This is a genomic window from Mesorhizobium sp. (assembly GCF_017306585.1).
Classification (GTDB): domain Bacteria; phylum Pseudomonadota; class Alphaproteobacteria; order Rhizobiales; family Rhizobiaceae; genus Mesorhizobium.
Map to the genome: position 1 here is coordinate 1 of NZ_JAFKIC010000039.1, position 8,317 is coordinate 8,317.

The following is an 8,317-nucleotide window of genomic DNA, read 5'->3' on the forward strand; positions in this document are numbered from 1 at the left end:
GCCGGTCTCTACCTACCACGTCAAAGATTGGCGAAGGCCATGGTGACGGCCAATCTCCCCCCTCGTGGGGGAGATGTCCGGCAGGACAGAGGGGGGGGCGTGAAGGAACTCGACGGTGGTGTTGTTCTCACCCCTGCGTTACCCAATCCCACCCGTAATCGCATAGGCGCCGGCGCCGCGCCCGTCCTCCAGACGCACCACCGCCGTCACGATCGAGCCGTAGGAGCCGCGCCAGGTGCTGTGGACGCGCCGGTGCTCTGCGGCTGGAACGAGCGCACGGCCGGTCAGGCGCACGCCGGACCGCTGCATCTCGACCGGCTGTCCATTGACATGCACCTGCACGCGGGCTGTCTCGCTGTTGGCCGCTTCGTCGGGCAGGTCGAGCATAATGATGACTTCGTCCCTGTCGCCGGCGGCCAGTGTCTCTGCGGCCAGCGAGATCGCAAGTGCGCCGGCGTTGCCTCTGGCAGGCCGGGCCGGCCGGCGCGAAAACACCTCGCCCGGCAATTCCGGCGTGCGTGGCGGGCGGGTGCGCCGCTGCGTGGCGCTTTCGTAGTCGCCGGCCATGCGCAGCAGCCTTTCGTCGTCATAGGCCTTGCCGGCGAAGGTCAGGCCGACGGGCATGCCGATGTCGGCCATCGTGCCCATCGGCACGGTGACGGTCGGGATGCCGAAATGGCGCCAGACCAGATTGCCGTTGGCGACCCAGGTGCCGTTGCGCCAGGCAAGCGCGGCGGAGGCCTCGTTGACGTCGGCATCGGCCGGACCGACATCGGCGGCGGCCGGCAGCACCACGGCGTCGAGCCCGTTGGCGTCCATCCAGTCCTCGAAGTCGATGCGCCGCGTCGCCTCCAGACCCTTCAGCCCTTCCTCCAGCGTCGGGATATCCATGAATGGCGTGACGCCGGACTTCGCGCGCTCGACATATTCCTTGAGGTCGAAGCCACCCTCATAGCGGTCGGGCAGGGTGCCCGGCGGTTGCGGAAAGATCTTGGGGCTATCGACCGAGGCGAGATCAGGCAATGCGGGATCGGCGTTGGCGCGCAAAAAGTCGTCCCAGCCCCAGATGCAGAGATCCCACAGTTCGCGGTTCGCGAAATCCTGCGGCACCAGCCCGCGCTCGACCATGGTGCGCGTGCCCGGGCGATCGCGCTCATAGTTGGAGACGACGGGGAAATCGACTTCCACCACTTCGGCGCCGAGCTGTGCGAGATCGGTGGCCGCCTGCTCCCACAAGGCCAGAACCGAGGCGCGCGTTTCGATCGGCCGGTCGGCGTCGCCATCGCGGCCGATATACATGCGGGGCACGCCGAGCCGCTTGCCCTTCAGCGAGCCGGCAAGCGCGAGGTCGGTATAGCGCGGCGGGCGTGTCTGCGCGCTCTTCGGCAGCGTTACCCAGGGCTGGGCGCGCCAGAAGTCGCCGCGCGTCTCGGCGTCGTCGGCGACGATGACGTCGACCAGTTCGAGCATGTCCGGCACGCTACGCGTGTGCGGCACCACCACGTCCATGGTTGGCACCAGCGGCCAGTTGCCGCGCACGGAAATGACGCCGCGCGAAGGCGTGTAGGCGACCAGCGCGTTGTTGGTGGCGGGCGCGCGGCCGGACGACCACGTCTCCTCGCCAAGCCCGAAGGCGCAGAAGCTGGCCGCCGTGGCCGTGCCCGAACCGTTGGAGGAACCGGAGGCGAAGGCCGCGGTCAGATAGTCGCCATTGTAGGGGCTTTCGGCGCGGCCATAGACGCCGCGCTGCATGCCGCCATTGGCCATGGGCGGCATGTTGGTGAGGCCGACCAGCACCGCGCCGCCGGCGCGCAGACGGGCGATGGTGAAGGCATCCTCATTGGCGATCAGATGTTCGAAGGCCGGCGAGCCGGAGGCCACCGTCAGCCCCTTGACCTTGTAGCTGTCCTTGGCGGTGTAGGGGATGCCGTCGAGCGGCCCGAGCGTCTTGCCCGCGGCGTGCCGCCGGTCGGAAGCTGCGGCCTCCTCGAACATATCAGGATTAAGCACCGGCACCGCGTTCAGGCTGATGCCGTGCCGGTCGAAATGCGCGATGCGGCGCAGATAGGCCGCGACCAGTTCAACGCTGGTGACGAACCCGTCGTCCAGCGCCTGTCTCAGATCGCTGATCGTCGCTTCGACGAGGTGAAGGCTGGCATCGGTCATCATGGCTCCCGGGCTGTCTTGTCCACCCATGGATGAGCGAGGCCGACAGCTTCGGCAAGAGCCAATCGGCGGTCTTTGCGGGAACCTATTGTTCCTGCCCCCAGCCTTGAACGAAATCGAATGACCTATGCGCTCTCCTTCATGCGCCCGATGATCTCGGCCATCAGCGCCAGGTCGCGGCGGGAATCGGCGAGGTCGGTCAGCGGCTGGGTGCCTTCCTGGATGTGGCGGTGGAAGGTTTCCAGTTCGTTGGAGAAGGCGTCGCCATAGAGCGGGCCGAAGCTTTTCGTCACCGGGCCGAGTGGGCCGGCCTCGGTCACTTCCAGCCGGGTCGGCAGGCTTCTGATATAGGGCGTGTCGTAGATGATGCGCACGCGTCTGGTGTTGGAGCGCACCTCGATCATGGCGTCGAACAGGCCGAGATCGTCGACGACGGCGTCATAGAGGCAGGCGAAGTGGCCGTAGTCGAAGGTGACCGAGGTGTTGGCGCCGCCATTGGTGCGGTGCGCGGCGACCACGCCTTGCGGCTCGCCGATCAATCCGCGCATGGCGGAGATGTGATGCGAGGAAAGCGCGGTCAGCCCGCGATAGGCGCGCACCAGGTCGGCGGGCGCGTCGGCGCCGACCACCTCGCGGATCAGCGCGTCGCGCTCCTTGGCTCCTCTCGCGAGCAAAGCGGGATCGATGTCGTCGGGATAGAGGACGTTCTGGCTTTTCTTGAGGAAATGCCGGCCCTCGGAGATGAGGTCGAAGATGCGGACATGGGTGATGTCGGCGTGGTCCGGCAGTTCATCGCGGGCGGCGAGATAGGCGGGGGCGTAGCGGCGCATGTAGCCGACGAACAGGGTCTTTTTGTAAGCCGGCATCAGCGCCAGCAATTCGTCGATCTCGCGCACCGTCAGGCAGGCGGGCTTTTCCAGGAGGATGTGCTTGTCGGCCTGCATGGCCGCGCGCACGAAGCGGCTGTGCGTGTCGTCGGACGACAGCACGAACACCACGTCGATATCGGGCGAATTGATCAGCGCCTCGGCGCTGTCATAGGCCTTCGCGCCATATTCCGAAGTGATCAGCGTCACCAGGCTCGGCGACACGTCGTAGACGCCGGCGATCGACCAGCGGTCGCGCTGATCGGCCAGCACGGGCAGATGGATCGACTGGGCGACTTCTCCAAGACCGAGAAGACCGACACGAAGTGGCGCCACTGAAAAACTCCTTCCGATTTCATGCTCGTTGCTGGCCGCGCCGGCGGCCAGACGTTGATTTGATGGGGATTACGCCGCGCCGGTGACCAGCGCGACGAGTTCGTTGCCCGACGTCTCGGCGGAGCGCACGGTCGCCGCCATCTTGCCGGCCCGCATCACCCAGATCTGGTCGGACAGGCGGCGCACCTGATCGAAATTGTGGCTGACCAGGATGACCGAGACCGACTGTTCGCGCAGGCGCCGGATCAGCGCCTCGACATTGGCGGTTTCCTGCACGCCCAGCGCCGCCGTCGGTTCGTCCATCACCACCAGCTTGGCGCCGGAGCCGACGGCGCGGCAGATCGAGATCGCCTGCCGCTGGCCGCCGGACAGGCGGCGCACACGCTGGTTGATCGAGGGTACGTTGATCGACAGGCGCGACAGCATCGAGCGCGCCTCGCGCTTCATCGCCCTGCGGTCGAGGAAGGCGAACAGGCCGATGCGCCGCACGATCTCGCGGTTGAGGAACAGGTTCTGCGCTACCGTCAGTTCGTCGATCAGCGCCAGGTTCTGGTGCACGGTCTCGATGCCGGCCTTGCGGGCGCCATCGGGGTTGGAGAAGGGATGCTCGCGGCCGTCGAAGACGATCGAGCCGGCATCGGGCACATGCACGCCGACCAGGCAGCGGATCAGCGTCGACTTGCCGGCGCCGTTGTCGCCGATGACGGCGGTGACCTCGCCGCGGCGCGCCTGGAAGGCGACGTCGGTGAAGGCGCGCACGCCGCCGAAGTGCTTGCTCAGGCCCTGGCAGGCGATGATGGTGTCGGAAGAAGGGGCCACGGCGCTCATTTCTGGTACCGCATGATCAGCGCCGCCAGCACCACGATGGCGCCTACCGCGAGCGGTTGATAGAAGGCCGAGACGCTGAGCAGCGTCAGTCCGTTGACCAGCGCGGTCAGCATCAGCGCGCCGATCGCCGGGCCAAGTATCGAGGCGCGGCCGCCGAACAGGCTGACGCCGCCCAGCACTACCGCTGCCACCGAATTGAGCAGCAGGCTGGTGTTGATCAGTGGCTCGGCCGAGCCGATGCGCGCCACCAGGAGGATGGCCGCGATGCCGGCGCACAGGCCCGATAGGGTGTAGGCGGCGATCTTGACGCGGCCGGTGCGGATGCCGAGCGCGCCTGCACTTTCGGCCTGGCCGCCGGTGGCCAGGAGATGGACGCCGAAGCGTGTGTGATAGAGCACGACATGAGCTATCATGACCGCCGCGATCGCCACCCAGACGGGATAGCCGAACGGGCCGAACGAGCCGGAGGCGAGTTTCAACAGGAAGGTCGAACCGACCATGGTCGGTTCGCCGCCAGACAGGATCAGCCCAAGCCCGGTTATGGCCGAGAGCGTGCCGAGCGTCACCACGAAGTCGGGGATCTTGCCGACCGTTATGATGAAGCCGTTGAGGAAACCGATGGCGCTGGTGGCCAGCAGCGCCAGGACGCAGGCGAGGAAAATGCCGTAGCCAGCCGCGTTGACGAGGCCGAGGATGATGGCGCCCAGCATGACGGCCGCGGCCATCGACAGGTCGATGCCCGACGTCGCCACCACGAAGGTCTGGCCGATCGACAGCACGACCAGGATCGCGGATGCCAGGAGCAGCGCCTGCAGATTGGCCACGCTGAGGAAGACCGGCTGGGCGATGCCGAAGATGATGACGAGGCCGACCAGGCCGACGACGGACGCCCAGTCGGCCCAGAAGGAGGGATCGAGGAGGAGAGCCGACAGGGAGGGGCGGCTCTCCTCCATCGCGCCCGCCGAATGGGCGGCGGGCGCGTTTTCGGTGGACTTTGTCACTTCAGCATCTCGCGCAGCGGATCGGGATAGTCGCCGCCGGGACGCGGGAAGTTCTTCAGCGAGGCCTCGGCATTATCCTTGTTGATCAACAGCACGGGCGCGGGCACATAGGCCGGCAGTTCCTTGCCTTTGGCAGCGAGCTTGCAGGCTTCCATGCCCATGGCGCCGACGACATAGGGGTATTGGGCGACTGTCGCGGTGAGTTCGCCCGCAGCGACGGACTTGAGCGCGTCGACGATGCCGTCGAGGCCGATCACCTTGACGTCCTTGCCTGAGGTCTGCACCGCGCGCTCGACGCCGAGCGCCATGATGTCGTTGGCGGCGAAGAAGCCGGCGAGATCCGGATGCGCGGCGAGGATATCGGTGGCCGCCGTCAGCGCCTTTTCGCGGTCCCAGTCGGCGCTGACCATAACCACCACGTCAAGCTTGCCTTCCACGGCCTGCTTGAAGCCCTTGATGCGGGCGTTGGAGCCGACGTCGCCGACAATGCCGGCGACCAGCGCGACCTTGGAGCCGTTCGGCACCAGCTTCAGCATTTCCTCGCCGGCGAGCGCGCCGGCGGCGACATTGTCGGTGCCGATATACGTCGAGACGGTGAAGCCTGCGGCCTTGGCCTGCTCGGGATCGATGGTGGAGTCGATGTTGACGATCGGTTTCTTCTTCTGCGCGACCGGCACGAGCGCCTGGACGAGGTTGGAAACGCTGATCGGATTGACGAGGTAGCAGTCGAAGTCCTGCATGGCCATGGCGGTCAGGCGGTCGGCCTGGCCGGTGGCGTCGCCCATGTTGGCGGCGGCCTGCACGGTGACCGCGACCCCTTCGGCCTTGGCCTGCTCCTCGATGCCTTTCTGCATGGTCTGGAAAAACGGGTTGTCGAGACCCTTGACGATTGCAGCGACCTTGGCCGCATCCTCGGCATGGGCCGGGGCCATCATTGTCGTTGCAAGCAGGCCGGCGCCGATGGCCAGCCTATTGAACATGCGCATTGATCTTTCTCCTCCGGTTTTTTGGTTGCCGGCATGTTTTTGCAGGGAAGGCATGCCTGGTGCGGCGCAAGCGACCCCGGCGCTCGCGCTGGAAAGGTGGTGGCGGCTTGCACACGGGCCGCGCAATTCGCGAATCGCGCCCTCGGTCTCTTCCATATCAGGCATTGCTCCTCCCAGAGCGCTGACCCATGCCTCGTCAGCGTTTCCGCATGTTTTATAAAAAATTGACATGCGTCAAGATTTAAAATGCTGCGCAGCGATTTTGGTGATTTCGGCAGGGGCATTTTCGTATGCTGCTCGCTCACGCTGTTCGAATAGGCGAAAAAATCGATTTTCCATGCAACTTCTGATGGGCGTGTTGCGTTACAAGGCTCCCGGGGGGGAATGAGGTTGCAATTGGACCGTTTCGAGATCCTGAACGAGCCGACAGGCACGTATTCCATTTTCGACAAATCCACGGAATTGCCGGCGACCGCGGATGGCACGACCTGCATCGGGCTCCAGCGGCACGAAGTGCCGCTTGCCCTGCTTGCCATCATGACAGGCTTCTCCGGCAACGGCTGGTTGCCGCCGTCGCTGTCGTCGTTGGGCAACTGTCAGACAAATAATACAGAACAGCAGTGCTAAACGGCTTGCAAGACCAGGCTAAAGCTCGCAGAAGTTGCGTTAAAAGCATACCATAAAAGAAAACTATACCGTCATCACAGCATGAGAGGGGAATCATGCCTGACCAGAGTGCCCTTATCCGCGCAGCCATTGGACGGTTGCTTTCCGAGAAAACCGGAGTTGCGGTCATTTCCATGAAAGAGAGCATCACCGAATTGCTGGCGCGAACCGGCCAGGCGTTTTCGGATGAAAGCGTTCAGGACCTGCTTCTGGAGATGGCCGAGGTCCGCGGCATGATGGTGACGCTCGACGTGTAGGTCGGTTGCAGGAAGGGTGTGAAGCGGTTCCGTGCTCAATTGCGCGAAACAGCTTGGCAGCCCGGCTGTTGCCGGCCTCTATGCCGGCCTTTGACCTGGTGTCGGCCGACTGGCTCTGAAATGAATGGCAGGCAAATGAAGAAACCGCGACTGAAAGCTTTGGAGACCTTTGAAGCGGTTTCCAGACATCTGTCAGTTTCTCGAGCGGCCGAAGAGCTTGGCGTTTCACAAACGGCGGTCAGCCATCAATTGCGCCACCTCACCAGCGAAATCGGTGAGAAGCTCTATGAGAAGGCGGGAAGGGGAATTTCGCTGACCGATGCCGGCATGCAGCTGTCGCGCAAGCTGCAGAACGCATTTCGTGAGATTAATCTGTCTGTATCCGAAGCCGTGGGCTCACACCGGCACGTCCTGAGGCTTGCCGTGTGTACCAGTTTCGCGCCGGCCTGGCTGGTTCCAAGGCTCGGAAGTTTTCTGTCGGCGTATCCCGACATTGATTTGCAGATCCTGACCTACAGCGAGGATCCGCATTTGACCGACCATGTTGCCGACGCCTTCGTCACCACCTTGCCGACAGAGCCAGGTTTCTGGGCCATGCGCCTCTGGTCGGAGCTGCTCGTCCCGGTCTACCTGGCCTCCGAGATTCCGCTTGACGAGCGCCGGCTGAGGTTGATCACCACTTGCCTCGACGCAGGGCGTCTGGGCGACGACTGGATCGACTATTGCCGGACAGCCGAAATCGCGCTTGAAACCCTGCATGCCGGTTCGTGGCTGCAGGTTTCCCACTATACGACGGCCCTCGATATGGCGCGACATGGTCTGGGCGTGGCGATGGTCCCGGACTTCCTCGCCGAACCGCTGCTGGGCAGCGGAGTGCTCGAAAGCCTCTCCTCTCACAAGCTCGCAACGCACGAGGACTACTATCTGTGCATGAAGGATTCTCGCCGGAGTGAACGTCATCTCCGCTCGCTGACGATGTGGTTTCGCGGCCAACTGTCAGGCAAGCACACACCGGGGTGACCCATGCGGCCGGGACACGTCGCATGAGCGTGCTGCTCGCCGGCAAAAAAATACTCATTGGACGCTGCCGAGTGACTCCTGCACGAACAGGGCAGCCACGTGGCATTTGGTCCCGTGAACCGTGCATGCGAGGCAGAGCAGTGGATCGCTTGGAGATCATCGAGGAACCGACCGGAACATTCGCGATTTTC

8 protein-coding genes are annotated in these 8,317 nt (G+C 64.4%); 3 read left to right on the forward strand and 5 right to left on the reverse strand.

Annotated features, from left to right (window positions below; genetic code table 11):
• Positions 1–138: 138 nt before the first annotated feature.
• From J0I79_RS01435 to J0I79_RS01455, 5 genes are all read right to left on the reverse strand, one after another.
• Positions 139–2,166, reverse strand: coding sequence for an amidase (locus J0I79_RS01435; RefSeq protein WP_292854755.1), 2,028 nt, complete (start codon positions 2,164–2,166; stop codon positions 139–141).
• A 125-nt stretch (positions 2,167–2,291) separates the two neighbouring features.
• On the reverse strand, positions 2,292–3,368 hold the full coding sequence (locus J0I79_RS01440; protein WP_292854757.1) for a Gfo/Idh/MocA family oxidoreductase: 1,077 nt from the start codon (positions 3,366–3,368) through the stop codon (positions 2,292–2,294).
• A 69-nt stretch (positions 3,369–3,437) separates the two neighbouring features.
• Positions 3,438–4,196 carry an ATP-binding cassette domain-containing protein gene (locus tag J0I79_RS01445; protein WP_292854760.1) on the reverse strand — a complete coding sequence of 253 codons (759 nt, stop codon included), beginning with the start codon at positions 4,194–4,196 and terminating at the stop codon, positions 3,438–3,440.
• The gene (locus J0I79_RS01450; protein WP_292854763.1) at positions 4,193–5,197 is read right to left on the reverse strand and encodes an ABC transporter permease; all 1,005 of its coding nucleotides are present in this window, start codon (positions 5,195–5,197) and stop codon (positions 4,193–4,195) included. The genes J0I79_RS01445 and J0I79_RS01450 overlap by 4 nt, the downstream gene beginning before the upstream one ends.
• On the reverse strand, positions 5,194–6,183 hold the full coding sequence (locus tag J0I79_RS01455; RefSeq protein WP_292854765.1) for a substrate-binding domain-containing protein: 990 nt from the start codon (positions 6,181–6,183) through the stop codon (positions 5,194–5,196). Before J0I79_RS01455 ends, J0I79_RS01450 begins: the two co-directional genes overlap by 4 nt.
• A 396-nt stretch (positions 6,184–6,579) precedes the next feature.
• Between J0I79_RS01455 and J0I79_RS01460 the strand changes: the two genes are divergently transcribed.
• The 3 genes from J0I79_RS01460 (at position 6,580) to J0I79_RS01470 (ending at position 8,126) form a co-directional block, all read left to right on the forward strand.
• Positions 6,580–6,810 (forward strand): hypothetical protein, encoded by a 231-nt coding sequence (locus J0I79_RS01460; RefSeq protein ID WP_292854768.1) that lies wholly within the window; start codon positions 6,580–6,582, stop codon positions 6,808–6,810.
• 95 nt (positions 6,811–6,905) lie between these two features.
• Positions 6,906–7,106, forward strand: coding sequence for a hypothetical protein (locus tag J0I79_RS01465; protein ID WP_292854770.1), 201 nt, complete (start codon positions 6,906–6,908; stop codon positions 7,104–7,106).
• A 135-nt stretch (positions 7,107–7,241) separates the two neighbouring features.
• Positions 7,242–8,126: a LysR substrate-binding domain-containing protein gene (locus J0I79_RS01470; RefSeq protein ID WP_292854772.1), complete on the forward strand. Its 885-nt coding sequence runs from the start codon at positions 7,242–7,244 to the stop codon at positions 8,124–8,126.
• Positions 8,127–8,317 lie beyond the last annotated feature (191 nt).

What these genes read in the sequence shown, in the direction of transcription:
- J0I79_RS01435 (WP_292854755.1), bottom strand. Translation starts at nt 2,166, where the DNA reads ATGACCGATGCCAGCCTTCACCTCGTCGAAGCGACGATCAGCGATCTG.
- J0I79_RS01445 (WP_292854760.1), bottom strand. Translation starts at nt 4,196, where the DNA reads ATGAGCGCCGTGGCCCCTTCTTCCGACACCATCATCGCCTGCCAGGGC.
- J0I79_RS01455 (WP_292854765.1), bottom strand. Translation starts at nt 6,183, where the DNA reads ATGCGCATGTTCAATAGGCTGGCCATCGGCGCCGGCCTGCTTGCAACG.
- J0I79_RS01465 (WP_292854770.1), top strand. Translation starts at nt 6,906, where the DNA reads ATGCCTGACCAGAGTGCCCTTATCCGCGCAGCCATTGGACGGTTGCTT.
- J0I79_RS01470 (WP_292854772.1), top strand. Translation starts at nt 7,242, where the DNA reads ATGAAGAAACCGCGACTGAAAGCTTTGGAGACCTTTGAAGCGGTTTCC.